Origin of the sequence: Micromonospora cremea, assembly GCF_900143515.1 — a bacterium.
Taxonomy (GTDB): domain Bacteria; phylum Actinomycetota; class Actinomycetes; order Mycobacteriales; family Micromonosporaceae; genus Micromonospora; species Micromonospora cremea.
The window spans coordinates 20,167-46,733 of the sequence record NZ_FSQT01000002.1 but is presented as its reverse complement, the minus strand read 5'-3'; the positions used below and the strand labels follow the sequence as shown (position 1 = coordinate 46,733).

Below are 26,567 nucleotides of genomic sequence, written 5' to 3'. Positions count from 1 at the left end.
GCCGTTCCCGGGCTGGCTCCGTGGAGCTACTCGCCCGCGGCGACCAGACCCGTCTCGTACGCCAGCACCACGGCCTGGGCCCGGTCGCGCAGCCCCAGCTTGGCCAGGATCCGCCCGACGTGCGTCTTGACCGTCTGCTCGGCCACCACCAGGTCGCCGGCGATCTCCGTGTTGTTGCGACCCCGGGCGATCAACCGCAGCACCTCGGTCTCCCGAGGAGTGAGTGCGGCCAGGTCGGTGGGGCGGGGTCGGCGACGGTCCGGGCGGGCCGCGAACTCGGCGATCAGCCGGCGGGTGACCGCCGGGGCGAGCAGCGCATCCCCGGCCGCCACCACCCGCACCGCCTGCACCAGGTCGGCCGCCGGGGCGTCCTTGAGCAGGAAGCCGCTGGCCCCGGCGCGCAGCGCCTCGTACACGTAGTCGTCCAGGTCGAAGGTGGTCAGGATGAGCACCCGGGGGCGCTGCGCCGACCGGTCGCCGAGCAGCTTGCGGGTGGCGGCCAGCCCGTCCAGCACCGGCATCCGCACGTCCATCAGCACCACGTCCGGATCGAGCCGGCGGGCGGCGGCGACGGCCTGCGCGCCGTCGGCGGCGTCACCCACCACCAGCAGGTCCGGCTGGGCGGCGAGGAGCGCGCCGAAGCCCTGCCGGACCATCGCCTGGTCGTCCGCGATCAGAACCCGGATCATCGGTCCCCGCTCTCCGAGTCGTACGGCAGCTCGGCCGTCACCGCGTAACCCCCGTCGGGCAGCGGCCCGGCGGTGAACGTACCGCCCAGCGAGGTGGCCCGCTCCCGCATGCCGGTCAGCCCATGCCCGGCGTCCGCCTCGGTGTCCGGCCGGGCGCGCACGTCGTCGGGCGGCGCGTTCTGCACGCGTACCCCCAGACTGGACCGACCGGCGCGGACGGTGACCCGCACCGCGGCGCCGGCCGCGTGTCGGGCCGCGTTGGCCAGGCCTTCCTGCACGATGCGGTACGCGGCCAGCCCGACCGGCGCGGGCACCCGTCCGCCGTCGTCCGGCCCGGCGTCCAGGGTCACCGGCACCCCGGCTCGACGTGCCACGTCCACCATCGCATTCAGGTCGGTCAGGTCCGGCTGCGGCGCGGTCTGCGGCCCGGTCGACTCGCTGCGCAGCACCCCCAACAGCCGCCGCATGTCGGTCAGCGCGTCGCGGGCCGAGGCGGCGATGGCCACGAATTCCGCGGCCGCCGGCGCCGGCACGTCGGTCAGCCGGTACGGGGCGGTCTCCGCCTGCACCGCGATCAGCGACATGTGGTGGGCCACCACGTCGTGCATCTCCCGGGCGATCCGGGTGCGTTCCTCCAGCACCGCGCGACGCTCCTGCTCCCGCTCACTCAGCTCGGTCTGCGCGGCCAGCGCGTGCCGGGACAGCCGGTTACGCCGGATCAGGTCACCGACGATCGCCAGCGCGCCGAGCAGTGCCAGGACGGCGGCCCGGTTCTCGGCTCTGACCAGGGTGAGCACCGGCACCGCGGTGATCGCCACCAGCCAGGCCAGCACCGGCCGGTCGACCCGCGCGACGACCACTGCGACCACCACGATCGACCCGAGCGCCAGCGGCGGGGTCCACGGGCCGGGCGTGTCGGCCGGCGCGTTGAACGTGCACACCAGCAGGGCCAGCACCGTCAGCCGCCAGGCCAGCAGCGGACGCCGGGGCAGCGCCAGCAGCGGCGCCACGGTCATCGCCGCGAACAGCACCGCGATCGGCGTCGGCAGGCCCCAGTCGCTCTCCACGGCGAGGGTGATCCAGAAGAGGCCGAGCGCGGCGAGCAGCCCGACCGGGGCGGCGTATCGGGCCAGCCTGGGCCAGCGGGCCAGCAGCGGTCGGCCGGGCGGGGCGTCCCGGCCCAGCAGGGTCTGCCGCAGGGCCTGCAGGGCCACGGCGATCGGGTGCCGGTTCACCATCGCGAGGCTACGGGCCGGCACCCCTGCGCGGCGTGCCACCAGGGGTTGATCCCGGTGTCGTACCCCAGTGTGACGCGACTCCCGTTAGCGCTTACCTGCCGGTAACGCCTAGGCTCCGACGCGTCCGTGCTGACCATTCGCAAGGGGGAACAGTGGCCCGTACCGTGCTGGTGACCGGGGGAAACCGGGGAATCGGCCTGGCCATCGCGCAGGCCTTCGCCAAGCAGGGCGACCGGGTGGCGGTCACCCACCGCAGCGGCGACGCCCCCGAAGGGCTGTTCGGCGTACGGGCCGACGTCACCGACGCGGCCTCGATCGACGCCGCGTTCACCGCCGTCGAGGCCGAGCTGGGGCCGGTCGAGGTGCTGGTCTCCAACGCCGGCATGACCGCCGACACGCTGCTGCTGCGGATGACCGAGGAGCAGTTCACCGGTGTGGTGGACACCAACCTCACCGGTGCGTTCCGGGTCGCCAAGCGCGCCTCCGGCAAGATGCTCCGCGCCAAGTGGGGCCGCATGATCTTCATCTCCTCGGTGGTCGGCCTCGCCGGCGGCGCCGGGCAGGTCAACTACGCCGCCAGCAAGGCCGGTCTGGTCGGCGTGGCCCGCTCGATCACCCGGGAGCTGGGCAGCCGCAACATCACCGCGAACGTGGTGGCGCCCGGCTTCATCGACACGGACATGACCGCCGTCCTGCCCGAGGACCGCAAGGCGGAGATCCGCAAGTCCATCCCCGCCGGCCGGATGGCCAGCCCGGAAGAGGTCGCCGCGGTGGTCACCTGGCTGGCCTCCGACAGCGCCGGGTACGTCTCCGGTGCCGTGATCCCGGTCGACGGTGGCCTCGGCATGGGCCACTGACCAGCGCTCTTCGACAACGTACGGAGGAACCCCCGGATGTCCGGACTGCTCGCCGGTAAGCGGCTGCTCGTCACCGGTGTCATCACCGACGCCTCGATCGCCTTCTCGGTGGCGAAGCTCGCTCAGGAGAACGGCGCCCAGGTCGTGCTCACCGGCTACGGCCGGCTCTCCCTGGTCGAGCGGATCGCCAAGCGGCTGCCCGAGCCGGCCCCGGTGATCGAGGTGGACGTGACCAACACGGAGCACCTGGCCAACCTCGCCGACCGGGTCCGCGAGCACGTCGACGGGCTCGACGGCGTCGTGCACTCGATCGGTTTCGCCCCGCAGAGCTGCCTGGGCGGCGGTTTCCTCGACGCCCCCTGGGAGGACGTGGCGACCGCCCTGCACGTATCCACCTTCTCGTACAAGTCGCTGGCCATGGCGGCGCTGCCACTGATGTCCGCCGGCGGCGCGGTGGTCGGCCTGACCTTCGACGCGACGAAGGCGTGGCCGGTCTACGACTGGATGGGCGTGGCCAAGGCCGGCCTGGAGTCCGCGTCCCGCTACCTGGCGCTGCACCTGGGCAAGCAGGGCATCCGCAGCAACCTGGTCGCCGCCGGGCCGCTGCGCACCATCGCCGCCAAGTCGATCCCCGGCTTCGACCAGTTCGAGGACGCCTGGACCGAGCGGGCCCCGCTCGGCTGGAGCCTCACCGACCAGGAGCCCGCCGCCCGCGCCTGCCTGGCGCTGCTGTCCGACTGGTTCCCGGCCACCACCGGCGAGATCGTGCACGTCGACGGCGGCTACCACGCCATCGGCGCCTGACGTAGGGACGGGCCCCCTGTCAACGCCTGCGGTAGAGCAGGGGGCCCTTCTCAACACCGGGGATCACCCGGACCAGGGGGCGTCGCCGGGCAGTCCCGGCCGGGAGGCAAGAATGGACCCCATGGCGTACGACGCGGTGGTGCTGGTGTCCTTCGGTGGGCCGGAGCGGCCCGAGGACGTGATGCCGTTCCTGCAGAACGTGACCCGGGGCCGGGGCGTGCCCCCCGAGCGGCTGACCGAGGTCGCCGAGCACTACCTGCACTTCGGCGGGGTGTCCCCGATCAACCAGCAGTGCCGTGACCTGCTGGCCGCCGTCCGGGCCGACTTCGCCGCACACGGTCTCGACCTGCCCGTCTACTGGGGCAACCGCAACTGGGACCCGCTGCTCGCGGACACCGTGACCCAGATGCGCGACGACGGCGTCACCCGGGCGCTCGCCTTCGTCACCAGCGCGTACGGCGGCTACTCGTCCTGCCGTCAGTACCAGGAGGACATCGCCGCCGCCCGGGCCGCGGTGGGCCCGGACGCCCCGGTGATCGAGAAGCTGCGCCAGTTCTGGGACCATCCCGGCTTCGTCGAACCGCACGTCGACGCGGTCCGGGCCGCTCTGGGGCAGCTCGACCCGGCGAAGCGGGACACCACCCGGCTGGTCTTCACCGCCCACTCCATCCCCACCTCGATGGCGGCAAACGCAGGCCCGCACGGCGGCCGGTACGAGGCGCAGCTGCACGAGACGGCCCGGCTGGTGGCCGCGGCCGCCGCCCCCGACCTGCCGTACGACCTGGTGTGGCAGAGCCGCTCGGGTCCGCCGCAGGTGCCGTGGCTGGAGCCGGACATCAACGACCACCTGGCGACCCTCGCGCAGGGCGGCACCACCGGCGTGGTGGTCAGCCCGATCGGGTTCGTCTCCGACCACCTGGAGGTGGTGTGGGACCTGGACACCGAGGCGCTGGAGACGGCCAAGCAACTCGGCCTGGACTTCGTCCGGGCCGACACCCCCGGCATCGACCCGCGCTTCGTGGCCATGGTGCGCGAGCTGGTCACCGAGCGGATCGACCCGGACGGTGCGCAGCTGCGCCGCCGCCTGGGCGAGCTGCCGATGTGGGACACCTGCCCCACCGTGTGCTGCGTGCCGACCCGCCGCCCCTGACCGTCCACCCGCCCACCGACACCCCGGGGATCACCGAATGCAGGACCGTAAGCCCGTGCAGAGCTGGCTGACCGACATGGACGGCGTGCTCGTGCACGAGGGCCAGCCGGTGCCCGGCGCACCGGAGTTCATCAACCGGCTGCGCTCCTCGGGCAAGCCGTTCCTGGTGCTGACCAACAACTCGATCTACACCCCGCGCGACCTGACCGCCCGGCTGAGCCGGATGGGGCTGGACGTGCCGGAGGAGTCGATCTGGTCCTCGGCGCTGGCCACCGGCCAGTTCCTCGCCGACCAGCGGCCGGGCGGCACCGCGTACGTGATCGGGGAGGCCGGGCTGACCACGGCGCTGCACGCGGTCGGTTACGTGCTCACCGACTTCGCCCCGGACTACGTGGTGCTCGGTGAGACCCGCACCTACAGCTTCGAGGCGATCACCAAGGCCGTCCGGTTGATCAACGACGGGGCCCGGTTCATCTGCACCAACCCCGACGTCACCGGCCCGTCGGCGGAGGGTGCGCTGCCCGCCGCCGGCTCGGTCGCCGCCATGATCTCCAAGGCGACCGGGGTCGAGCCGTACTTCGTCGGCAAGCCGAACCCGATGATGATGCGCTCGGCGCTGAACACCATCAACGCGCACTCCGAGAGCACCGCGATGATCGGCGACCGGATGGACACCGACATCCTCTGCGGCCTGGAGGCCGGGCTGGAGACCATCCTGGTGCTCACCGGGATCAGCAGCCGCACCGAGGCGGAGCGCTACCCGTACCGCCCGTCGCGGATCATCAACTCGGTCGCGGACCTGCTTGACGAGGTCTGACCGACCGGCCTCGGCGGGTCGCCGCCATACGCCGGTGCTGCCGGCGTACCACGATGATCATCCAGACGAAGAACAGCATCTCGGCGGCGGCGAATAGCAGAAAGACTGCGGTGCCGAGCATTGTTGCCTCCCGTCAGGGGCGCAGCGGGGCGTTGCAGGCGGCCACCAGCGCCTGCCGGCAGGCCGTGGTGAGCGGGCGGAGCGCCGCGTCGCGCTGCTGCGCCTCGTAGTTGTTGATCGCGCCACCGGGCGCGGAGTGCCCGGCCAGCGCGAGCACCCGGTCGAGCACCGCGGCGCGGGCGAAGAGTCGGCGGGCCCGGGGGTCGAAGCCGGGTGGCAGGTCGGTGGCGCCGTCCGGGCGGCGCAGCGCGGCCAGCGCCCCGGCCAGCTCGGGCCGCCACTGGGCGACGTCGAGACGGGTCAACGCAGCGGTGGTCTCGGCCAGCGCGGCGGCCAGCTCGGCCTCCGCCTCGGCGGCGCCGGGCAGCGACAGTGAGGCGGCGGGCGCGTTGGCCGGCAGCGGGTAGACCCGCCAGAGCACCGTCTCGAAACAGTCCCCCGAGCCGGAGGTGTGCAGCCGGACCTGCGGGATCAACCCGAGCCCACCGGCCACCACCGCCTCGCCCGCAACCAGCGCCGCGCCGGCGAAGTCGCCGGGGCCGGGCAGCCCCCGAGGGTCGCCCGGAGCGGGCAGCACCAGGCGGATCTCGTCCGGGGAGAGCTTGGCCAGGGTGGGCAGCGCGGCACCCAGCGGGACGTCGGTCCAGGTGCCGGGGGCGTCCGCCACCAGGTGCTCCTCGTCGCCGGCGATGGCGTCGGCGACCTCGTCGTACGGCACCAACCCGGCGCGCCACGCGCGCACCCAGGCGACGAACCGGCTCGACCGGCGCGGCGTGAGTGTGGCCGCGCCCGCTGTGGGGGTGGACATGCCGAAAGGGTACGTGGTCACCGGCGGCCCTGTCTCGACTGCCGCTCCGGCCGCCCTGCCTGCCCCGAACTGCCCCCTTCGCCCCACTCTTGGCCCGTCACGGCTCGCCCTCTGCTCGGGTCGATCATGGGGCAGCGGTGGGCGGTCCCGGCTGATTCGTGGCGTTTCGCGGGGCACCGCAACTCCCTGATCGGCGGGGTGGACGGTGGGGGTGAAGGGCGCGGCGGTGTGTCGGGATGGTGGCCGGGGGTGGCGGGGTTAGCGTGATCGACATGGTGGGGCGATACGGCGAGGACGTGTTGGCGGGCGACTGGCGGCGGCGGAAGGTCACCCCCGAGGTGGACGCCGAGCCGGATCTCGTGGTGGAGGACGCCGACTCCGGGTTCTGCGGGGCGGTGGTGGGCTTCGAGGCCGGTGCGGTGGTGCTGGAGGACCGGCACGGCCGGCGGCGCAACTTCCCCCTGCTGCCGGCGGCGTTCCTGCTCGACGGTCGCCCGGTGACGTTGCGCCGCCCGACCCGAGCGCCGGTGCCGGCGGCCCGCCGGCGCACCGCGTCCGGCTCGGTGGCGGTGGACAACGTCCGCGCCCAGGTGGCCAAGGCCAGCCGGATCTGGGTGGAGGGCATCCACGACGCGGCGCTGGTCGAGCGGATCTGGGGCGACGACCTGCGGATCGAGGGCGTGGTCGTGGAGCCGCTGGACGGCATCGACGCTCTCGACGCCGAGGTGCGCGACTTCGCCCCCGGCCCGACCCGGCGACTCGGCGTACTCGTCGACCACCTGGTGCCCGGCAGCAAGGAGAGCCGGATCGTGGCCCGGGTGACCTCGCCCTATGTGCTGGTGACCGGGCATCCGTACGTGGACGTCTGGCAGGCGGTCAAGCCGGCGGCGCTGGGCATCGCGGCGTGGCCGGTGGTGCCGCCGGGGCGGCCGTGGAAGGAGGGGGTCTGCGCCGCCCTCGGGGTGGCCGAGCCGGCCGACATGTGGCGGCACATCCTGTCCCGGGTGAACAGCTTCGCCGACGTCGAGACCCCCCTGATCAACGCCATGGAACGCCTCATCGACTTCGTCACCGAGCCAGCCTGACCGACCCGCTACGCGCCCGCGCCACCCCGCGCCCCGCCGGCGCGGCCCAAGATCGCGCAACTTCCGCGATGTTGCGCGGATCTTGGGCAGGAGGCGGCCGCCGGGAGGACCGATCTCGCCGGTAGCCGACCGTCAGGGCAGCGGGTCAGGGCTCCTGGTCGGGGGTGCGGGTGTGGACGAAGGTGGCGATGTCCAGGGCGACCGCCCGGCCCTGCTCGTCGCGCAGGACGGTGAGGATCTCGCCGTCCTGTCCACCGGCGCGGCCCCGCCAGCGGTCCGGTCCCTCGGCGACGAAGCGCAGGTCCGGCGCGCCGCCGACCGGGCCGGCGCGCAGCTCGCCGGCGGCGTCCGCGGACACCTCGATCTCGGTGCCCATCCACCACCAGCGGCCGGTCAGCTCGGCGAGCTCGGCGGGCGGTACGGCTGCCGCCGGCTGCCACGGGGTGACCGGCGCCGGTTCGGCGTCCAGCACCAGGGTGAGCAGCCGCCGGCCGAGCGCGCCGAGGTGCCCGGTGCGCAGGCCGTACGAGTTGGCGAAGCCGACCACGGCGGTGCGGGTGGGCCGGTGGACGGCCAGCGATGCTAGGTAGCCGGGCATGGAGCCGCCGTGCCCGACGTACACCCGGTCGCCTTCCCGGAAGAGTTCCAGCCCGAGGCCGTGCCCGTGGGTCCAGGACTCCAGGTCGCTGATCACCACGGGGGAGCACATCTCGGTCAGCGTCTCGGCGGCCAGCACCGACGGGTCCGGGTCGGCCAGGAACGCCGCCCAGCGGCCCAGGTCCTCGATCGTCGACCAGAGCTGCCCGGCCGGGGCCATCGCCCCGGTGTCGGTACGGGGCTCCTCGCGCAGCGTGTCGTGCCAGGGGTGGACGACGTAGCCGCGGGCGAACGGTTCGGTGGCCGCGTACGTGGTGCGGCGCATCCCCAGCGGGGTGAGGATCCGCTCTCCGAGCAGGTCCGCCCAGGGCGTCCCGGTGAGCCGTTCGAGCACCCCGCCGAGCAGCCCGTACGCCAGGTTGGAGTAGTGGTACGTGGCGTGCGCCGGGTAGGCGATCTTGTCGGCGGTCAGCCCCGCGAGCAGGGTGGTCAGGTCGGCGCCAGCGGTCCGCTCCCACCAGTCGCCCTCCGGTTCACGCTGGATGCCGCTGGCGTGCGCGAGCAGTTGGCGCAGGGTGAGCGTGCCGACGCCGGTGCCCGGCAGGTGCCGTTCCAGCGGGTCGTTCACGGCCAGCCGGCCGGCGTCGCGCAACTGCATGATCAGCGCGGCGGTCATCGTCTTGCTGATCGAGCCCAGTCGGTACTGCAGGTCGATGTCCGGACGGGGATGCTCGCCGGCGGCGGCCAGGTGCACCAGCGTGCGGTCGCGGACCACGCCCAGCACCAGCGAGGGAGCACGGCCGTCGACCTGTGCCTGGGCCACCTGGGCGTCGATCTGTCGGGCGGTCTCGGGCAGCAGGGTCAACGGGATCTCCTCGCTCGTCGGCTCGGGCGGGCCGCCAACTTGGGGTGTTTCGGCGGGCCAGGTGGGGTTCGCCGAGCCTACTGATCATCGCGGGTCGGCCGCGCGTGCATTTGCGTGTCACGATCGTGGTGTGGATGCCGTGGTCTGGATCGTTCTGGGTGTGCTACTGGTTGTCGCCGAGGTCTTCACGACGACGCTCTTCCTGATCATGTTCGGGGTGGGCGCGTTCGCCGCCGCGGGCGCGGCGGCCCTGGGCGCGCCGGCGGCGGTGCAGGCGCTGGTCTTCGCGGTGGTGTCGGCGCTGAGCCTGCTGGTGGCCCGGCCCGTCATCCGCCGGCACCGGAGGTCGGCTCTGGAGAGCGGCGAGCAGCCGTTCGGCGTGGAGGCGATCGAGGGCTCCACAGCGTTGGTGCTGGAGCGGGTGGACACCGAGCACGGCCTCGTCAAGATCGACGGCGAGCTGTGGAGTGCCCGGCCGTACGACACGACGCAGACGTACGAACCTGGTCAACGGGTGCGGGTGATAAAGGTCCGGGGCGCGACCGCCCTGGTCTGGCAGGACGACGTTTCTTCCGCCGGCGAGCTGCCGGAAGCGAGAGGGTGAACGGGATGACGGTCATAGGCGTGCTGGTGCTCGCGGTGGCGTTGATCGCTGTCGTGACGCTGGCCAAGGCGGTGCGGATCGTGCCGCAGCAGCGTCAGGACGTGGTGGAACGGCTCGGTAAGTACAAGCGCACTCTCAGCCCCGGCCTCAACCTGCTGGTGCCCTTCGTCGACGCGGTACGCACCAAGGTCGACATGCGGGAGCAGGTGGTCAGCTTCCCGCCGCAGCCGGTGATCACCTCGGACAACCTGGTGGTCTCGATCGACACGGTGCTCTACTTCAAGGTGGTCGACGCGGTCCGGGCGACCTACGAGATCTCCAGCTTCCTGCAGGCCATCGAGCAGCTCACCGTCACCACGCTGCGTAACGTGATCGGCTCGCTCGACCTGGAGCGGGCGCTGACCAGCCGGGACGAGATCAACCGGCACCTCTCCGGGGTGCTGGACGAGACCACCGGCCGCTGGGGCATCAAGGTGACCCGGGTGGAGATCAAGGCGATCGAGCCGCCGGCCAGCATCCGCGACTCGATGGAGAAGCAGATGCGCGCCGAGCGGGACCGTCGCGCGGCGATCCTCACCGCCGAGGGGCACAAGCAGTCGCAGATCCTCACCGCCGAGGGTGAGAAGCAGTCGGCGGTGCTGCGGGCCGACGGTGACCGGCAGGCCCGGATTCTGCAGGCCGAGGGCCAGGCGAAGGCGATCCGGACCGTGTTCGACGCGATTCACCAGGCGAACCCGAGCCAGAAGGTGCTCGCCTACCAGTACCTGCAGGCCCTGCCGCAGATCGCCCAGGGCAGCGCCAACAAGGTCTGGATCGTGCCGGCCGAGCTGACCAAGGCTCTGGAGGGGATGGGTGGCGCGCTCGGCGGGCTGAGCAAGATGGTGGGGGACCTGCCCGCGCCGGAGGCGGCCGACCACGCGAGTCAGGTCGAGCGCGAGGCCGCGGAGGCCGCACAGGCCGCGGCGGCCGCCGCCCAGCAGATCCACGACGAGGTACGCGTCGCCGAGGCGCAGGCCACCGGCGGCAAGGGGCCGCAGGGGCTGCCCGCGCCGGAGCCGGTCTCCCCGGCCAGCCTGGTCAACGACCCGACCGACCAGCGCGAGCGCGAGTGATCGAGTACGCCGGCCGTCCGGCCGGCTAAATGCGAGAAAGACTCATGGGGCGCTCCGACGCCTGCCACGATCAGTCCTAGGACGGGTGGTGACCAGGCAATCGGGGCGCCCCGGCGCGTCCCGCACCGCTCGTGGACGAGCGAGGTGACGCATGAAGGATCCGGCGAATCGGATGTGGTCCTCGGCCCCGGTGCCCGGCGCGCACGACCCCGCCGGCCCCCTGGGCTCCCGGCGTACCGGCGGTGGCTTCGGCGTACTGCCGTTCGTCGGCGATCCGGCCCCGGCCGGGCCGGCAACGAACGCCAGTTGGGCCTGGTCGGTACGCCGATTCGCGCGGGCGGCGGTGTGGCTGCTGCCCGCGTACGCCATCCTCTACGGCGCGATGGCGATGGCCAGCGACGGCGGGGTGGGCAACGACCCGTATCCGGCGGACGGCCAGGCGGCGTACCTGATCGGCTGGGTGGCCGCGGTCTGGCTCGGCCTGCTCGCGCTGCTGGCCCTCACCGGGCTGCTGGCCGCGACCCGCAGCCGCCGGGTGGCCACCGCCGGGCTGCTGGTCAGCATCGCCGGCACCGTGCTGATGCTGCCCTTCGCCGGGCTCGCCGAACAGACACCGGTCTTCGGCACCACCGCGCGTTCGCTGGTCCTGGTCGGCGCGACCTTCTACAGCGTGGGCTGGGTCCTCACCGGGTGGGCGGTGGCCCGCTCGGGCACCTTCAGCCTCGGCGACGGCGTCATGCTGATCATCGCGGCGCCGCTGCTCGGCCTGGGAGGCGCCCTGATCGGCTCGTTGCAGACGTTCGGCGCGATCTTCGTGCTCATCGCCGGCATCGGGATCGGTTACCGCTCCGGCCGCCTGATGCCCCGCGAAACGGCCCGCGACGCCGCCAGCGCCAGCCTCTCCACCCCAACCCCCTAACCCCACCCCACCCCACCCGGCCGGCCCGGCCCGAGCCCCGCGCTCGGCCCTGCGCCCGCCCCGCTTCAGCGATCATGAGGTTGGCGGGGAGTTCGATCACCGAATTCCCCGCCAACCTCATGATCACCAGGGTTGGGGCTGGGCGGGGAGTGGGGTTTGGTGGGAAGTTGCTGGTGGGGGGCGGTGAAGTTGCTGACAATCGGCGGCCGGGGGTGGTCGGTTGGCGGCTTTCGTGGCAATCCTGGGGAGCATGGCCGCCTCTCGCTCGCCGCTGTCGCGGCTGTTCACCGTGCTGCTCGCCGGCTTGCTGGCCGGGCTCGCCCTGGCGGTCGCCGCGTTGCCGGGCAACCTGCTGCTCGGGCTCGCCACCCGTTCCGCGATCGGGTCGTACGCCGCGTTGCCGGACTCGCTGCGCACCCCGGCCACCCCGCAGCGCTCCTACCTCTACGCCAACGACGGCAAGACGCTGATCACGACGTTCTACGACGTGAACCGCACCGACGTGGCACTGGCGGACATCGCCCCGGTGATGCGGCAGGCGATCGTGGCGGCCGAGGACCGGCGGTTCTACTCGCACGGCGGCGCTGACCTGCGCGGCCTGGCCCGCGCTCTGGTGGCCAACGTCAAGGGTGGCGAGACCGAGCAGGGCGGCTCGACGCTGACCATGCAGTACGTCCGTAACGTGCTCAAGACCGATCCCACCCGCACCGCCGAGGAGCGCGCCGCCGCCACCGATCCCACCATCGGGCGCAAGATCCAGGAGATCCGGTACGCGAGCGCGCTGGAGCAGAGCCTCGGCAAGGACGAGATCCTCAACCGGTACCTGAACATCGCCTACTTCGGCTCCGGCGCGTACGGGATCGCGGCGGCCAGCCAGAAATACTTCGGCAAGCCTCCGGCGCAGCTGACCCTCGCCGAGTCGGCCCTGCTCGCCGGCCTGGTGCAGTCCCCGGACGCGTACAGCCCGATCGACGGGGACTCCGACGCGGCGCTGGCCCGCCGGTCGTACGTGCTGGACTCGATGGCCGACACCGGGGCGATCACCGCCGCTCAGGCCGCGCAGGCCAAGGCGGAGCCGCTGACCCTGCACCCCACCGCGCAGCCCAACGGCTGCACCGCGGTGGCTCAGGGCCACGACGACTGGGGCTACTTCTGTGACTACCTGCGTCGCTGGTGGGTGACCCAGCCCGCGTTCGGGGCGACCGTGCCGGAGCGCGAGCAGGCCCTGCGCGCGGGCGGCTACACGGTGGTCACCTCGCTGGACCCGCAGGTCCAGGCCACCGCGCAGCAGCAGGCCACCAAGGTCTACGGGTACGACAACAAGCGCGCCCTGCCGATCGCCGCCGTGCAGCCGGGCACCGGGCAGGTGCTGGCGATGGCGGTCAACCGGCACTACAGCCTGGCCGACAACCCCGCCGGGCAGGCCAACTACCCGAACACCGTCAACCCGCTGATCTCCGGCGGCGCCAGCGTCGACGGGTACCAGGCCGGCTCCACCTTCAAGCTGTTCACCATGCTCGCCGCGCTGGAGTCGGGCCGTACCCTCTCCACCGGCTTCGACGCGCCCGCCAAGCTACCCACCCGGTACGCCGCCGAGGGCCCGGGCAGCTGCGACGGCCACTGGTGCCCGGCCAACGCCAACCCGGACTGGATGGACGGGTACCGGATGATGTGGGACGGCTTCGGCCGCTCGGTGAACACCTACTTCGTCTGGCTCGCCGAGCAGGTCGGCCAGGACAAGGTGGTGGAGATGGCGCAGCGCCTGGGCATCACCTTCCGCGCCGACACGGACGCCGCCTTCGCCAAGAACGATGCCGCCAACTGGGGTTCGTTCACGCTCGGCGTGGCCGCCACCACCCCGCTGGACCTGGCCAACGCGTACGCCACGGTGGCCGCCGAGGGCACCTACTGCACGCCGGTGCCGGTGATCTCGGTGACCGACGCGAAGGGCGCGAAGGTGCCGGTCGGGCAGCCCTCCTGCAAGCGGGTACTCGACGCCGACGTGGCCCGCGCCGCGGCCGACGCCGCCCGTTGCCCGGTCGGGCAGCAGTCGCCGTACGGGCAGTGCAACGGTGGCACCGCCACCGGCGTGAACGACATCCTCGACGGCCGCCCGGTGGCCGGTAAGACCGGTAGCTCGGAGGAGAACGCCACCGAGACGTTCGTCGGCTTCACCCCGCAGGTCGCGGTCGCCGGCATCGCCGCCAACCCGGACGACCCGACCGACTCGGTGGGTTCCGCGGTGCAGGCAAAGGTGATCGACGCGGTCGCCCGGGTCATCGCCACCGCCGTCAAGGGCCAGCCGGAGAAGGCGTTCGTCGCGCCCAGCCGCGAGCTGGCCGGCGAACCGCGCCGTCCGGTCGAGCGGGCTCCCGTCGTCCCCGACCGCCGGTCCGACCGGGACGACCCCCGGTCGCTGCTCCAGCGCTGGCTCGACCGGCGCGGCTGACCGCCGCCTCGCCCGTTGCCCGCGATCCTGTACCCGGTCGTCGGTGCGCCCGGAAAGGCCCGGGCGGCACGTGCAGGATCGCGGAGGGCGGGCTGGTCAGCGCTCGCGGCGGCGGGGCCGGTAGCTGGCGAGGGTCGCGGGTAGGCCGCGTCGGATGATCCCGGCCCAGTCGGTGTCGCCGCGCAGCACCGCCGCCGCGGTCTTGCGCGCCTGCTCGGCCGTGAAGTGCGGTGGCAGCATCAGCTCGGCCGGGTCGACCAGTGCGTTGATCACCACGGGCCGGTCGGCCGCGAGGGCCCGCTCCCAGATCTGCGGCACCTGATCGGGGGAGTCGACCAGCTCGCCGTGCAACCCCAGCACCTGCGCCCACTGGTGGTAGCCGATGTCCGGCAGCTGCTGACTGTCCGGGAACATCGGCGTCCCCTCACTGGAGCGCTGCTCCCAGCTGACGAACGCCAGATCCCGGTTGTTGAGCACCAGCACCACGAACCGTGGGTCGGCCCAGCTCCGCCAGTACTTGGCCACGGTGATCAGCTCGTTGACCCCGTTCATCTGCATCGCGCCGTCGCCGATCAGCGCGACGAGGGGCCGGTCGGGGTTGGCGAACTTGGCGCCCAGCGCGTACGGCATGGCGCCGCCCATGGACAGCAGCGTGCCGGACAGGCTGGCCAGCATCCCGGGGCGGACCAGCACGTGCCGGGCGTACCAGGCGGTCGCGGTGCCACAGTCCACGGCGAGCATCACGTCTTCGGGCAGCCGCTCGCTGAGCGTGCTGAACAGCAACTGCGGGTTGACCGGGTCGGCGGGCTGCTCGGCCAGGTCGCGCTGCACGCGGCGCCACGCCGTGGTGGCCTCGGTGATCTCGGCGCGCCAGGCGGTCGGCCCGGGACCGGGGCCCAGCTCGCGCAGTAGCGCCCGCAGCGTGGGAGCGGCATCGCCGGTCAGGTTCACCTCGGTCGGGTACCGCAGCCCGAGCTGGGTGCCGTCCACGTCGATCTGCACCCCGCGAGCCTGGCCGGGCGGCGGGTAGAACTCCGAGTACGGCATGTTGCTGCCCACGATCAACAGCCGGTCGCAGCCGGTCATCAGCTGCCAGCTCGGCCGGGTGCCGAGCAGCCCGATCGCGCCGGTCACCCACGGCTCCCGGTGATCGACGACGGTGAAGCCGAGCAGCGCGGTCGCCACCCCGGCACCGAGCCGGTGGGCGATCTCGCGGACCTCGTCCTGCGCGCCGAGCGCGCCCTGCCCCACCAGCATCGCCACCCGTTCGCCGCCGCGCAGCACCTCGGCGGCCCGACGCAGGTCGGCCTCCGGCGGCACGGTGGGCGTGCTGCTCGGCACGTTGCTGGTCTGGTAGTAGCCGTGCGCGTGCGGCGGGTCCAGCACGGCCGGCTCGTCCTGAAGGTCCGAGGGGAGCACCAGCGCGGTGACGGTACGCCGGGCCAGCGCCGTACGGCACGCCCGGTCGACCAGGTGGCGGACCTGCGCCGGGTGGTCGAGCTGGGCCAGGAACGCCGCGGCCACGTCCTTGTAGAGGGCGAGCAGGTCGACCTCCTGGTAGTAGCCGCCACCCTCGGCGGTGACCGCCGTGTGCCCGACGAGGGCGACCACCGGCTGATGGTCGAGCTTGGCGTCGTACAGGCCGTTGAGCAGGTGGATGGCACCCGGACCGCTGGTCACCAGCGCGCAGCCCAGCGGCCCGCCGCCGTACTTGACGTGCGCCGAGGCGGCGAAGCCGGCGGTCTCCTCGTGCCGCACCTGGACGAACTGGGCCCGCTCGTTGGTGCGTTGCAGCGCCGAGGTGAGGCCGTTGATGCCGTCACCGGGGTAGCCGAAGTAACGGTGCACGCCCCAGCTGAAGAGGCGGGAGACGATGTGGTCCGCGACGGTCGGATGCCGGGGCAGGGTGCCCGCTTCGCCCGGCGCGGTGTGGTCTGCGCTCACCTGGCTGGTCCTTCCCGTCGGGTCCGGTACGCCGCCCGCCATTCCCCTTCCCTCCCGGACAAAACGCCCTCGATGCCGCGGTCTCGACCGGCCCCGGAGCGCCGGGCCCGCCGTCCGGCAGAATCGTCGGGTGCCCGTCCACCAGATCACCGACCCCAACGACGACCGGATCGCCGACTACCGCGCGCTCACCGACGTCGAACTGCGCACCCGCTGGGAACCGCCGCACGGCCTGTTCATCGCCGAGGGCGAACTGGTGCTGCGCCGCGCGCTGCGCGCCGGCTACCCGGCCCGGTCGTACCTGGTCGACGCCAAGCGGATCGACCAGCTCGCCGACCTGGACACCGGCGACGCGCCGGTCTACGCGGCGACGCAGGACGTGCTGCAACGGGCCACCGGCTTCCACGTACACCGGGGGGTGCTGGCGTCGTTCCACCGCCGGCCGCTGCCAACGGCGGCCGAGGTGCTCGCCGCCGCACGCCGGGTGGTGATCCTGGAGGACGTCAACAACCACACTAAACGTGGGAGGCGCTAAAGTGCACCCGTCATTTCCCCAGGTCAGGGAGGGTGGTTGTGCCGGAGAAGCAGGGCCTCCAGTGGTTGGTGTCCCCGGAGGAGCTGGAGCGTATCCCGCTCGCTAAGCGGGTGCTCGGCTACGTCCGCGTCTCGGATGTGCACGGGCGAGGTGACGACCTTATCTCGCCCGAGATCCAGGAGCACTCGATCAAGACGTTGACCGACCGCGAAGGGTTGGTGATCGTCGCCTGGATCTACGACATCGACAAGTCGGGTCGCAACTTCACCAAGCGCCGGGTCAACGAGACCGTGGCCGGCATCAACGCGGGTCACTGGAAGATCGTGATCCTGTGGAAGTGGTCCCGCTGGGGCCGCAACATGAAGGAGTCGCTGATCTACCTCAGCATGGTCGAGGACGAGGCGCGCGGGAAGGTCCGGGCGGCGACCGAGGACTTCGACCCCAAGACGTCGATCGGCAAGTTCAGCCGCAACCAGATGCTGCTCATCGCCGAGCTTCAGTCCGACATGATCGCCGACTCCTGGAAGGAGGCGCAGGCCAAGCGGCGCCGCGACGGCCTACCGCACACCGGGGCTCCCCGGTTCGGCTACGACTACGAGAGGCGGACCGGCTACACCGTCAACCAGGACCAGGCGAAGGCCCTGAAGAACGCCTACGAGCGGTACGTGGCCGGCGAGTCCATGCGCGCCCTAGCCATGGAGTGGAACGCCATGGGGCTGACCACCGTCAAGGGCAACCGCTGGTCCCTTCAGTCGATCTCCAGAATGATGGACACCGGCTTCGCCGCCGGCCTGATCCGCGAGCGCACCGAGCCGCCCACCTCCAGCGATACCGGCGGGAGCAACGGGCGCTCGATCTGGTGCTTCGACCTCTGGCGCGAGGGCAAGCACGAGCCGATCATCGAGCGTGAGACGTGGGACGCCTACAAGAAGCGCCGCGACGAGCAGGCGACGATGGCGCCCCGCCTGCGGACCGCGGTGCACTCCCTGTCCGGCATCATGACGTGCGCCTGGGAGGGCTGCGGCGGCCCGATGGTGTCCGTGTACTCGGGCCGGAACAAGAAGCACTCCTGGACCTGCTACCGGGCGCGCGACCGCAAGGAGCACCCGTTCAACTCGGTGTCCAACACCCGCGCCGAGGCCGACGTGCTCGCCTGGCTGGACCGGGAGGCCGAGGGCGGCGAGGACATCGAGGAGCGGCGGGAGCGCCTTCGGGCGGGCCGTGAGGCGGTGGCGGATGCTACTGAGCTGGAGCGGGAGATCCGCAAGCTGAAGGCCAAGCTGTCCCGATACCAGGAGATGTACGCCGAGGGCGACCTGGACAAGGCGGACTACCAGCGGAGGCGGGACGTGCTGAAGAAGGAGATCGAGGCCGCCGAGGAGAAGCGGGACTCCGCCGTGTCCCGGTCCGAGGCTGCCGGCGCCTACGCTCAGCAGAAGTTCAGCGTCCTGCGGGACGTGTGGCACGAGTACACCCCGGCCGAGCGTCGAGAGGCGCTGCTTACCCTGGTGACCACCATCAAGGTCATGCCTGGGCCGTATGAGCCGGGCAAGAAGGTGGTCCCTGTGCCGAAGTGGGCCAAGGAAGCCGCCTGAGAAACACGGAAAGGCCCCCCGCCAACCGATTGAGGCCAACGGGGGGCTTCCGTATTACTTGGCTGGCGTTGCGGGTGCCCGGGCGGGCTGCCTCGGCCGCCTTGCGCCGGCTGAGGTTTTTCTGGGCCATGGCGATCACGTCCCAGAATCGGTCGAAGCACTCGGCCTTGGACGGTGTGCTCACTCCGCCACCAGCTTTGTCGGCGTCCAGTACCAGACGCCGTCGCCGAAGGCTTCGACGTACTTCGGGCGCCAGACCCGGCCGCAGTAGGGGCATGCCGCCGGTCGCGAAGCTGGTCTCCGGCAAGGCGGCGGTGATCGCCGAGGCCGAGAGCACCTGCGACATGCCGCCGGTCAGCCACAAGGCGCAGGTCTGGCTGGAGAAGGAACTCAACGGCGAGTGGGGCCTGTGGGCGCCGAAGGGTGACGCTAAGGCGGCCTGCGAGGAGATCCCGCCGGCCGGCGCCTGGGTGTCCTGCTCCTTCGTCAGCTACTTCTGCCTGCCCGGCAAGTGGCGGACGCGGGCGATGGTGACCGGCACCGGGCCGAGCGGCACGCCGTACGCCTTCAGCCCCGACGAGAAGCCGCAGGCGCGGATCGTGTCCTGCCCGAAGCCCAAGAAGTAGGATCAGGCATGGACAAGACGTGGGGCGTGGCAGTCGAGTACCAAGGTGCGCCCGTCACGCCGTACCCCGAAGAGGGTCCAGCGCTTGACGAGCGGGTGGAGTTGGCCAGCATGACGGTGGACGGGACCAGCAAGACCCGCATCGTCGCCTCGGTGACCGCCAAGACGGAGGACGAGGCACGCGAGATCGGGGCGGCCGGCATCGCCGGGCTGGCCCGGAACCTGCGCCTGCCGGCCGAGCCCGTCAGGGTCCTCATCACCGACTAACCGAACAGCAAGACAAGAGGCCCGGCCTCCCCGTGTTGGGGGGCCGGGCCTTTTTTGTTGCCCTTTCCCATTTGGAAAATCACGCGGCGATGTCGACCGACCGCCAGTCGAAGTGGCCCTTGCCGTCGCGGATGTAGACCGCTCCGCGCGGGGCCACGCGCCGGGATAGCCGCGCCTCGTACCAGACCTCGTCCTTGCGCCGGCCGTAGTCGTTTCGCGGTGGCTCGAAGGTAGACGCGGGTGTCGGTCACCAGCTCGACCCGGCACCGGACGGGGCGTCGCTCGCCGTCGAGCTAGTACGCGAGATCACCCGCAGTGAGTTGCCACACATTGGCACGATACGTCCGACTAGCCCGGCTATACGATAGTTGGTGACATGGACCAACGCTTGACCTGGGAAAACGTCAGCCCTCATCCTCGCGGCCCAGCTCCCAGAACGACACAGCAGCAGCCGCCGCCACGTTGAGGGAGTCGACGCCGCGCCGCATCGGAATGACCACCCGCACGTCGCTGGCCGCCTGCGCCGCCTCCGTCAGGCCGGGGCCTTCGGCTCCCAGCAGCAGGGCGGCCTTCGCTCGCTGAGCCGCGGTGAGGCGCTGAATCGGCACGGCGTCGGGTGCCGGCGTCATGGCGAGGATCGTGAAGCCAGCCGCCCGCACCAGCTCCAGCCCCGCCGGCCACGGGTCCAGCTTCGCGTACGGCACCGCGAACACCTCGCCCATGCTCACGCGCACGCTGCGCCGGTAGAGCGGGTCCGCGCACGTCGGCGACAGCAGCACGGCGTCGATGCCCAGGGCGGCTGCGCCCCGATACACAGCTCCGAGGTTCGTGTGGTTATTCATCCCTTCGAGCACCGCCACCCGGCGGGCGCCGGCCAACACCTCCTCTGCCGCCGGCAACGGCTTGCGGTGGAAGCTGGCAAGTACGCCCCGGTGGACATGGAAGCCGGTGACCGCCTCCAGCACCTCCTGACTGGCCGCGTACGCCGGCCCGTGGTCGAGCAGGCTGCCGAGCTGGTCCACCCGCTTCGCGTCCACCAGGAAGGACCGCGGCTGATACCCGGCCCGCAGCGCCCGGCGCAGCACCAGTTCCCCCTCGGCGATGAACAGCCCGTGCGGCGGCTCCCACCTGGTGCGCAGCTCCACGTCAGTCAGGGCGCGGTAGTCGGCGATCCGCTCGTCCGCCGGGTCAGAGATCAGCTCTACGGTCACCCGCCGAGTCTGGCTCATCGGCTGCGTGAGCTGGGGAGGAGGGCTGGGGTGCAGTTTGGAGTTGTGCACGAACCTCGGCGCGATCTTCCGGGCGGTGGCGGCCCTCGGGGTGGACGCGGTGCTGCTCTCGCCGAGCTGCGCCGACCCGCTCTACCGGCGCAGCGTCCGGGTGAGCATGGGCGAGGTCTTCGCCGTGCCGTACGCGAAGCTGGATCCCTGGCCGGACGCGTTCGCCGAGGTCCGGGCGGCCGGGTTCACCGTGCTGGCGATGACCCCGGCGCCGGACGCGGTGCCTGTCCAACGCCTCGACGCCGCCCAGCGGGCCCGCTCGGCGCTGCTGCTCGGCGCCGAGGGCGCCGGCCTGACCCGGGCCGCCATGGACGCCGCCGACGTCCGGGTGGTCATCCCGATGCGCCGTGGCGTCGACTCACTCAACGTGGCCGCCGCTACGGCCGTGGCCTGCTGGGAGCTGAGCCGCGACGACCCCTGGTGAGGGCGGTGACGCCCTCGTCAGCCGGTGGACGCGGATCGGATTCGTCCGGTGACCGTGCCCGCCGGCGGCGGCATGTCGAGTTCCGGCGTCACGGACGGTAGCGTGGCGGCCGTGTTCCCTACCGTCCGTGAGGTCCTTGCCCTCGACCCCGTCCGCCACGGCGCGCCGCGCGTCGTGGCCGGGGACGGCGGGCTGGAGCGGCCGGTCCGCTGGGTGCACGTCGCCGAGGTGCCGGACATCGCCACCCTGCTCGGCGGTGGCGAGCTGGTGCTCACCACCGGCATCGGGCTGCCCGGCGACGACGCGGGGCTGCGCGCGTTCATCGGCGACCTGGCCGACGTCGGCGTCTCCGGGCTCGTCGTCGAGCTGGGCCGCCGGTACGTCAGCGGGGTGCCCCGGGTGATGGCCGCCGCCGCCGAGCGGCGCGGCCTGCCCCTGGTGGAGCTGCGCCGGGCCACCCCGTTCGTACGGATCACCGAGGCGGTGCACGCGCTGATCGTCGACGCGCAGCTCACCGAGCTGCGCGCCACCGAGGAGATCCACCAGCGTTTCACCGACCTCTCCGTCGAGGGCGCCGACGCCGCCGAGGTGATCCGGCAGGCCGCCGAGCTGTCCGGTTGCCCGGTGGTGTTGGAGAACCTGTCCCGGCAGGTGCTGGGGTACGACCCGGCGGGGGAAAGCGCCGAGCTGCTGCTGGACGGCTGGGAGCAGCACTCCCGGCGGATCCGGCCGGCGGGGCGGACCGCGTACGACCCCGACAGTGGCTGGCTGGTGACGGTCGTCGGCGCCCGGGGGCAGGACTGGGGGCGACTGCTGCTGCGCTGGCCGTCCGGCGGGGAGCTGCCCAGCCGCCGGGGCGTCGACCCGGGGGGGCCCGACGCTCGCCCCGGCAGCGGACCGCCGACCCGGCTCACCATCCTGATCGAGCGGGCCGCGTCCACCCTCGCGTTGGGCCGGCTGATCCGCCGCGACGCCGAGGGGCTGGAACGGCAGATCCACCGCACCCTGCTGACCGCGCTGCTCGATCACTCCCGGCCCGTGGACGAGGTGGCCTTGCGGGCCAGGGCGCTCGGCGTGGTGCTGGAGCGCCGGCACCTCGTCGGCGTGATGGTCCGGCACCGGGCCGACGACCCGGCCGGCGAGGGTGGCCCCGAGGCGGGCCCGGCCCGGCTGCGGGACCTGTCCGAGGCGGTCGGCCAGGCGTTGCGGGAGGCGAAGCTGACCGCGCTGACCAGCGCGGTCGACGACCACTCGGTGGGCGCGCTGCTGGCCCTGCCGGACCCGGCCGCCGAGGACCGCGCACTGTCCGCGTTCGCCGCCGCGCTGCGCCGGGTACGCCTCGACGCCGGCGCGGTCCGCACGGTGTCCGGCGCGGACGCGTCCCGGCTGGTGTCCGGCGCCGACCCGTCCCGGGCTGCCGGCGGTGCTCCGGGCGGGATGATCGTGGCGGCCGGATCCGGGGTGGGCAGCCTGCGGGAGGCGCGACGGTCACTGGTCGAGGCGCGCCAGATCGCCGAGGCGGCCCGCCGGGACCGGCGTGACCTGCCGATCTTCCGGCTGCCGCACGTCGGCCTGGCCGGTCTGCTGCACCTGCTGCGCGACGAGCCCCGGTTGCAGACGTTCGTGGAGCGTGAGCTGGGGGCGTTGCTGGAGTACGACGCGCGGCACCCCCGGGAGCAGCTGCTCGACACCCTGCGCGCGTACCTGGAACAGGGGCGCAACAAGTCCGCCGGCGCCGCCGCCGCGCACCTGTCCCGGCCGGCGTTCTACGAGCGCCTGGCCCGCATCGCCCGCATCCTCGACGTCGACCTCGACTCGGTCGAAGCCTCCCTCTCCCTGCACGTGGCCCTACTGGCCCTGGACGCGGTCCGCACCCCCTGAACCCCGGCCTCCCCTTGTTGATCAAGAGGTTCGCGTCGGCAACCCCGTCCCTGGTGACGCAAACCTCTTGATCACCAGGGAGCGGGCGAGGGGACGGGAGGGGGTGCGGGTCAGGTGAGGGAGGTCAGGGCCTTGGCGTAGGTGTCGGGGATGTGGTTGGGGCCGCCGGGGGTGAAGACGTCCGAGGTGGCCACGGCCGACCAGGCGGTGGCGGGGACGGCGTCGACCAGGGCGCGGATCACCGGGGCGTCGCGCCACTGGTCCTGCTCGGCGAGCAGGCCCAGAGCCACCACCGACTCCTCGACCTCGCCCACGCACTCGAACGGCTTGTGCCCGTCCACGCCGAGCAGCTCCCGGTAGCCGGGGATCTGCTCGGGGTCGGCGAGCAGGTCGCCGCCGAAGATGTGGGTGACCCGCTCCCGTGGCATGAACGGCGCCATGGCCAGGAAGACGAACCGGCACTTCGGGCAGTTGCGGCACCAGCGCTCGCTCGCGTTGCGCAGCTTGAACGCGGAGTTGCAGCTGGTCACCACGTCGTCGTACCGGGTGAACTCGGCGAACAGCCGGGCGATGTGCAGCTCGGACAGCGAGCGCAGCAGCGAGAAGTACGGCTCGGTCAGGCCGGCGTGCTCGGCCAGCGCCGCGCGCAGCAGCCCTTCCGCCTCGACGCCCTTGGACCACTGGTGGTTGATTTCATGACCGTTCCAGACCAGGTTCGGGTCGGACGCCGAGCGCTCGTTGGACATCACCACCGGGCCGAGCCCGTGCAGCACCGCGGTCGCGACCGCGATCAGCGAGTTGATCGCGGTGACCGGGATGTGGCCGTTCAGCGCGCCGGTCGCGTTCAGGTCGAACAGCACCGGGTCGATCCGCCGCCGGGCGGCCAGCGGGGTCAGTCCGGACGCCTCGTTGACCGAGACGATCACGTGGTTCGGGTTGACCGAGAACGGCACCGGGTCCAGCTCGGCCCGGCGCAGCGCCTCCAGGCTGACGATGGAGTCCTTGCCGCCGCCGACAGCGGAGAGCGGGCGACGGTCGGAGTTGTCGTACACCCGTGCCGGCGTCACCTCACCGGCCGGCACCTCCGGGCGCAGCTCCAGCACGTGCGGGAGCTGGTTGCGGTACGCGTACTCCGCCAGGCCCTTGGTGTAGACGGCGGTGACGTAGTCGGCGGTGGCCGCGCCCAGCGGCGCCGGCAGCACCAGCCGGGGCGGCGCGGCGGCCTTGTAGTAGCTGACCCCGGCGACGAGGTGCAGCAGCTCCAGCACCCGACCGAGGGTGGCCACCGTCTCGTCCGACGGCGGCTCCGCCGGCAGCGGAAGGGTGATCACCTCGGTGAACCGCTGCTCGCCGGCCGGGCCGGTCAGGGCGTAGTCGAACAACACCTCGCCGGTGGCGAAGTCGATCGAGTAGGACGGGAAGGCGAAGGCGTCCATCCGCCGGAGCTGCTCGTTGGGCACACGCCATACTAGGCCCTGGTTCGTCCGGCCGTGTCCGGCTGCGCCGGACCGTGCCCGCTCCACCGCCGCCGCGACCACCGAGGAGAGCCCCGTGCGCCTGTCTGACCTGCGCGGACGTACCGTCGCCGTCTGGGGGACCGGCCGCGAGGGCCGGGCCGCGGTGACCGCGATCGCCGCGCACGGCCCGGCCGAGCTGGTCGCCGTCGACGACAGCGCCAACTTCCTCTCGCTGCCGTGGGACGGCCCGCTGGCCGAGGCGGCCCCGCTGGTCACTGGCGAGGCGGGATTCGAGCGGCTGGCCGCCGCCGACGTGGTGGTCCGCTCGCCAGGCGTGCCGCAGACCCACCCGTGGCTGGTCGAGCTGCGCCGGCGCGGCGTCACCGTCACCCAGGGCACCGCGCTGTGGATGGCCGACCACGCCGCGCGCACCGTCGGGGTCACCGGCAGCAAGGGCAAGAGCACCACCTCCAGCCTGATTAGCCACCTGCTCACCGCGATGGGCCGGCCGAACGTCTTCGGCGGCAACATCGGGGTGCCCACCCTCGACCTGCCCGAGGCCGAGCTGTACGTGCTGGAGCTGTCCAGCTACCAGTGCAGCGACCTCACCGACTCGCCCCGGGTGGCCGTGGTCACCGCGCTCTTCCCGGAGCACCTGGACGCGCACGGCGGGGAGCGGGAGTACTACCGGGACAAGCTCAACCTGCTCGCCCACGACCCGGAGACGATCGTGGTGAACGGCGCCGACCCCCGGCTCGCCGCCGAGCTGGGTGACCGCCCGGCGGTCCGTACCGGTCGCCCCGACACCACCAACGTCGCCACCGGGGCGGACGGCGCGCCCTGGTTCCACCTCGGCGACCGGCCGCTGTTCCCGCGCGCCGTGCTGCCGCTGGTCGGCCGGCACAACGAGGGCAACCTCTGTGTCGCGCTCGCCGTGCTCGACGCGCTCGGCGTGGACGTGGTGGCCGACAAGGACAGCCTCGCCGTCGCGGTCGCCGAGTTCCAGGGGCTGGCCCACCGGCTTACCGAGATCACCGACCCGTCCGGGCTGACGTTCGTCGACGACACCCTGGCCACCAGCCCGTACGCGGCCATGCACGCCATCGACGCGTACGACGGCCGGCCGTTGACCGTGATCGTCGGGGGCAACGACCGGGGTCTGGACTACACGCCGCTGGCCGAGCACCTGGCGGAGCGGGAGCTGACCGTGATCGGCATCCCGGACAGCGGTACCCGGATCGTGGGCGCCCTGGACGGGCTTCCCGGGGTGCGTACGGAGCTGGTCGAGGACCTGGTGGCGGCCGTCCGGCTGGCCCGCAAGCTCACTCCGGCCGGCGGCGTGGTGCTGCTGTCACCGGCCGCCCCCAGCTATGGCCAGTTCCGCAACTTCGAGCACCGCTCGGAGGTCTTCGCCCAGGCCGTCGCCGACACGGCCGGGGCCTGACGCCTCGGCCGGCCGGGCTCAGCGCGGGTCGGGCCGGTCGTGCAGGGCGCGCATCGAGCGGATCGCCGAGCGGATCTCCTGCAGGTAGCGCCCCGGGGTGAGGGTCTGCTCGGGCAGCACGGCCAGGTCGGCCAGCGCCGGGTCCACCCCGACGGTGTCGATGCCGCAGCCGTACGGCACGGCCAGGGTGCGTAGCGCGTCGCAGTGCTGGAACGGCACGTAGATCGGCGCGGTGACCATCAGCACCTCGTCGCCCGGGGCGAGCTGGACGTGCCCCGCCCAGAACCGCTGCGTGTCGGCGGTGTGGGCGCGCCGCCGGTGCGGTTCGCTGGACGGCGCGGCGAGCACCCGTACCGGTGGCAGGCCGGCTGGCCGGTAGGTCCGCGACGACCAGGAGTGGTGCGGGTGCCCGGCGTCGACACCGTCCTGCTCGGCCGGGGCGGTCACCTGGAACACCCGCCGGACCGCCGAGTCGAGCACGTCCACCTCGGTGTCGTCGGCTGGCAGGCCGGCGTCGGCCAGTGTCCGGCGTTCCCAGTCGGCCAGTTGCCGGAAGCTGCCCAGCACGGCGACCTCGCCTTCCACCCGCAGGCCGGCGCGCAGCAGGTGCGCGGCGTATCTGACCCGGCGTACGCAGGCGTGCGCCAGGCCGCCGAGCACCACCAGGTGGGCGTACGCCGGGCGAACCGGCGGCACCGGCCGGGTCAGGCCGAGCGCGGCCGCCGACGCGAGCACCAGTTCGGCGGTGCCGGGGTCGAGGTCGGGCTCCCGGGCGTCGGGCCGCTCCCGACCGGCCCGAAAGTCCCAGTGTCGGGCGGAGAACTCGTCCAGGAATCGGAGCACGTCGGTGAGGTCGCCGTCCGGCCAGCTGCCGCCGAAACGCTCCACCAGCCGGCGCATCGGCTCCGCGCAGACCCACCCGGTGATGCCGGCGGCCATCCCGTCGGTCGGCTCGCCCGGCGCCGCGATCGGCAGCGGTACGGGCAGCTCGGGCACCGCCG

At 72.7% G+C, this 26,567-nt stretch carries 22 protein-coding genes and 2 pseudogenes; 16 read left to right on the top strand and 8 right to left on the bottom strand.

All coding sequences use genetic code 11. The features are described from left to right. Positions 1–26: 26 nt before the first annotated feature. Positions 27–689, bottom strand: coding sequence for a response regulator (locus BUS84_RS13585; RefSeq protein ID WP_074312678.1), 663 nt, complete (start codon positions 687–689; stop codon positions 27–29). Beyond that, on the bottom strand, positions 686–1,924 hold the full coding sequence (locus BUS84_RS13580; protein WP_143728418.1) for a sensor histidine kinase: 1,239 nt from the start codon (positions 1,922–1,924) through the stop codon (positions 686–688). The genes BUS84_RS13585 and BUS84_RS13580 overlap by 4 nt, the downstream gene beginning before the upstream one ends. Before the next feature lie 155 nt (positions 1,925–2,079). On the opposite strand from BUS84_RS13580, the gene fabG reads away from it, so the two are divergent. The 4 genes from fabG to BUS84_RS13560 all read left to right on the top strand — a co-directional run bounded on the left by fabG (position 2,080) and on the right by BUS84_RS13560 (position 5,555). Next, positions 2,080–2,784, top strand: coding sequence for a 3-oxoacyl-ACP reductase FabG (gene fabG / locus BUS84_RS13575; protein ID WP_074312676.1), 705 nt, complete (start codon positions 2,080–2,082; stop codon positions 2,782–2,784). Positions 2,785–2,820: 36 nt separating this feature from the next. Further along, positions 2,821–3,588, top strand: coding sequence for an enoyl-ACP reductase FabI (gene fabI, locus BUS84_RS13570; protein WP_074312674.1), 768 nt, complete (start codon positions 2,821–2,823; stop codon positions 3,586–3,588). A 121-nt stretch (positions 3,589–3,709) separates the two neighbouring features. Further along, a complete protein-coding gene (locus BUS84_RS13565) occupies positions 3,710–4,738 on the top strand; it encodes a ferrochelatase (protein ID WP_074312672.1) in 1,029 nt (342 codons plus the stop codon). Positions 4,739–4,775: 37 nt separating this feature from the next. After that, positions 4,776–5,555 (top strand): HAD-IIA family hydrolase, encoded by a 780-nt coding sequence (locus tag BUS84_RS13560; protein ID WP_074312670.1) that lies wholly within the window; start codon positions 4,776–4,778, stop codon positions 5,553–5,555. A 133-nt stretch (positions 5,556–5,688) separates the two neighbouring features. On the opposite strand, the gene BUS84_RS13555 is transcribed toward BUS84_RS13560, so the two are convergent. After that, entirely contained in the window at positions 5,689–6,483 is a 795-nt protein-coding gene (locus BUS84_RS13555) for a hypothetical protein (RefSeq protein ID WP_074312668.1), read from the bottom strand. A 272-nt stretch (positions 6,484–6,755) separates the two neighbouring features. On the opposite strand from BUS84_RS13555, the gene BUS84_RS13550 reads away from it, so the two are divergent. Next, complete coding sequence (locus BUS84_RS13550; protein ID WP_074318773.1) at positions 6,756–7,568, top strand: DUF3097 domain-containing protein; 813 nt, start codon at positions 6,756–6,758, stop codon at positions 7,566–7,568. 145 nt (positions 7,569–7,713) lie between these two features. On the opposite strand, the gene BUS84_RS13545 is transcribed toward BUS84_RS13550, so the two are convergent. Further along, positions 7,714–9,030, bottom strand: coding sequence for a serine hydrolase domain-containing protein (locus BUS84_RS13545; RefSeq protein ID WP_074312666.1), 1,317 nt, complete (start codon positions 9,028–9,030; stop codon positions 7,714–7,716). Between the two features lie 130 nt (positions 9,031–9,160). On the opposite strand from BUS84_RS13545, the gene BUS84_RS13540 reads away from it, so the two are divergent. From BUS84_RS13540 to BUS84_RS13525, 4 genes are all read left to right on the top strand, one after another. Then, positions 9,161–9,634 carry an NfeD family protein gene (locus BUS84_RS13540; protein WP_074312664.1) on the top strand — a complete coding sequence of 158 codons (474 nt, stop codon included), beginning with the start codon at positions 9,161–9,163 and terminating at the stop codon, positions 9,632–9,634. Between the two features lie 5 nt (positions 9,635–9,639). Further along, positions 9,640–10,746, top strand: coding sequence for an SPFH domain-containing protein (locus BUS84_RS13535; RefSeq protein WP_074318772.1), 1,107 nt, complete (start codon positions 9,640–9,642; stop codon positions 10,744–10,746). 151 nt (positions 10,747–10,897) lie between these two features. Further along, a complete protein-coding gene (locus tag BUS84_RS13530; protein WP_074312662.1) occupies positions 10,898–11,665 on the top strand; it encodes a hypothetical protein in 768 nt (255 codons plus the stop codon). 250 nt (positions 11,666–11,915) lie between these two features. Then, complete coding sequence (locus tag BUS84_RS13525; RefSeq protein WP_244298569.1) at positions 11,916–14,114, top strand: transglycosylase domain-containing protein; 2,199 nt, start codon at positions 11,916–11,918, stop codon at positions 14,112–14,114. A 96-nt stretch (positions 14,115–14,210) separates the two neighbouring features. Here the strand turns inward: BUS84_RS13525 and BUS84_RS13520 are convergent, their stop codons facing one another. Continuing rightward, on the bottom strand, positions 14,211–16,058 hold the full coding sequence (locus BUS84_RS13520; protein WP_074312658.1) for a thiamine pyrophosphate-requiring protein: 1,848 nt from the start codon (positions 16,056–16,058) through the stop codon (positions 14,211–14,213). A gap of 40 nt (positions 16,059–16,098) precedes the next feature. Between BUS84_RS13520 and BUS84_RS13515 the strand changes: the two are divergent. The 4 genes and pseudogenes from BUS84_RS13515 to BUS84_RS13500 all read left to right on the top strand — a co-directional run. Next, positions 16,099–16,584: pseudogene (locus BUS84_RS13515) on the top strand (hypothetical protein); the annotation flags it as partial. Positions 16,585–16,631: 47 nt separating this feature from the next. After that, positions 16,632–18,188, top strand: coding sequence for a recombinase family protein (locus tag BUS84_RS13510; RefSeq protein WP_074312656.1), 1,557 nt, complete (start codon positions 16,632–16,634; stop codon positions 18,186–18,188). A gap of 275 nt (positions 18,189–18,463) precedes the next feature. After that, the gene (locus tag BUS84_RS13505; protein ID WP_074312654.1) at positions 18,464–18,814 is read left to right on the top strand and encodes a hypothetical protein; all 351 of its coding nucleotides are present in this window, start codon (positions 18,464–18,466) and stop codon (positions 18,812–18,814) included. An 8-nt stretch (positions 18,815–18,822) separates the two neighbouring features. After that, entirely contained in the window at positions 18,823–19,080 is a 258-nt protein-coding gene (locus BUS84_RS13500) for a hypothetical protein (protein WP_074312652.1), read from the top strand. Positions 19,081–19,484: 404 nt separating this feature from the next. Here BUS84_RS13500 and BUS84_RS13495 read toward each other — a convergent pair whose 3' ends face one another. Further along, positions 19,485–20,309, bottom strand: coding sequence for a TrmH family RNA methyltransferase (locus BUS84_RS13495; RefSeq protein WP_425293452.1), 825 nt, complete (start codon positions 20,307–20,309; stop codon positions 19,485–19,487). Positions 20,310–20,358: 49 nt separating this feature from the next. Between BUS84_RS13495 and BUS84_RS13490 the strand changes: the two are divergent. Both BUS84_RS13490 and BUS84_RS13485 read left to right on the top strand, forming a co-directional pair. Continuing rightward, positions 20,359–20,784: pseudogene (locus BUS84_RS13490) on the top strand (TrmH family RNA methyltransferase); the annotation flags it as partial. Positions 20,785–20,895: 111 nt separating this feature from the next. Next, positions 20,896–22,665, top strand: a complete 1,770-nt coding sequence (locus BUS84_RS13485) for a PucR family transcriptional regulator (protein ID WP_483189033.1) — start codon at positions 20,896–20,898, stop codon at positions 22,663–22,665. 110 nt (positions 22,666–22,775) lie between these two features. Here BUS84_RS13485 and BUS84_RS13480 read toward each other — a convergent pair whose 3' ends face one another. Beyond that, a complete protein-coding gene (locus BUS84_RS13480) occupies positions 22,776–24,125 on the bottom strand; it encodes a MurL-like N-terminal domain-containing (protein WP_074312648.1) in 1,350 nt (449 codons plus the stop codon). 91 nt (positions 24,126–24,216) lie between these two features. On the opposite strand from BUS84_RS13480, the gene murD reads away from it, so the two are divergent. Beyond that, the gene (murD, locus tag BUS84_RS13475; RefSeq protein WP_074312646.1) at positions 24,217–25,566 is read left to right on the top strand and encodes a UDP-N-acetylmuramoyl-L-alanine--D-glutamate ligase; all 1,350 of its coding nucleotides are present in this window, start codon (positions 24,217–24,219) and stop codon (positions 25,564–25,566) included. Positions 25,567–25,584: 18 nt separating this feature from the next. Here murD and BUS84_RS13470 read toward each other — a convergent pair whose 3' ends face one another. Then, a complete protein-coding gene (locus BUS84_RS13470; RefSeq protein WP_244298568.1) occupies positions 25,585–26,562 on the bottom strand; it encodes a hypothetical protein in 978 nt (325 codons plus the stop codon). Between the last annotated feature and the right edge of the window lie 5 nt (positions 26,563–26,567).

Excerpts from the sequence above, each read along its gene's own strand:
- BUS84_RS13585 (WP_074312678.1), bottom strand. The coding sequence starts at position 689 with ATGATCCGGGTTCTGATCGCGGACGACCAGGCGATGGTCCGGCAGGGC.
- BUS84_RS13525 (WP_244298569.1), top strand. The coding sequence starts at position 11,916 with ATGGCCGCCTCTCGCTCGCCGCTGTCGCGGCTGTTCACCGTGCTGCTC.
- BUS84_RS13535 (WP_074318772.1), top strand. The coding sequence starts at position 9,640 with ATGACGGTCATAGGCGTGCTGGTGCTCGCGGTGGCGTTGATCGCTGTC.
- BUS84_RS13565 (WP_074312672.1), top strand. The coding sequence starts at position 3,710 with ATGGCGTACGACGCGGTGGTGCTGGTGTCCTTCGGTGGGCCGGAGCGG.
- BUS84_RS13555 (WP_074312668.1), bottom strand. The coding sequence starts at position 6,483 with ATGTCCACCCCCACAGCGGGCGCGGCCACACTCACGCCGCGCCGGTCG.
- BUS84_RS13495 (WP_425293452.1), bottom strand. The coding sequence starts at position 20,309 with ATGAGCCAGACTCGGCGGGTGACCGTAGAGCTGATCTCTGACCCGGCG.
- BUS84_RS13560 (WP_074312670.1), top strand. The coding sequence starts at position 4,776 with ATGCAGGACCGTAAGCCCGTGCAGAGCTGGCTGACCGACATGGACGGC.
- BUS84_RS13550 (WP_074318773.1), top strand. The coding sequence starts at position 6,756 with ATGGTGGGGCGATACGGCGAGGACGTGTTGGCGGGCGACTGGCGGCGG.
- BUS84_RS13530 (WP_074312662.1), top strand. The coding sequence starts at position 10,898 with ATGAAGGATCCGGCGAATCGGATGTGGTCCTCGGCCCCGGTGCCCGGC.
- BUS84_RS13500 (WP_074312652.1), top strand. The coding sequence starts at position 18,823 with ATGGACAAGACGTGGGGCGTGGCAGTCGAGTACCAAGGTGCGCCCGTC.
- BUS84_RS13505 (WP_074312654.1), top strand. The coding sequence starts at position 18,464 with ATGCCGCCGGTCGCGAAGCTGGTCTCCGGCAAGGCGGCGGTGATCGCC.
- fabI (WP_074312674.1), top strand. The coding sequence starts at position 2,821 with ATGTCCGGACTGCTCGCCGGTAAGCGGCTGCTCGTCACCGGTGTCATC.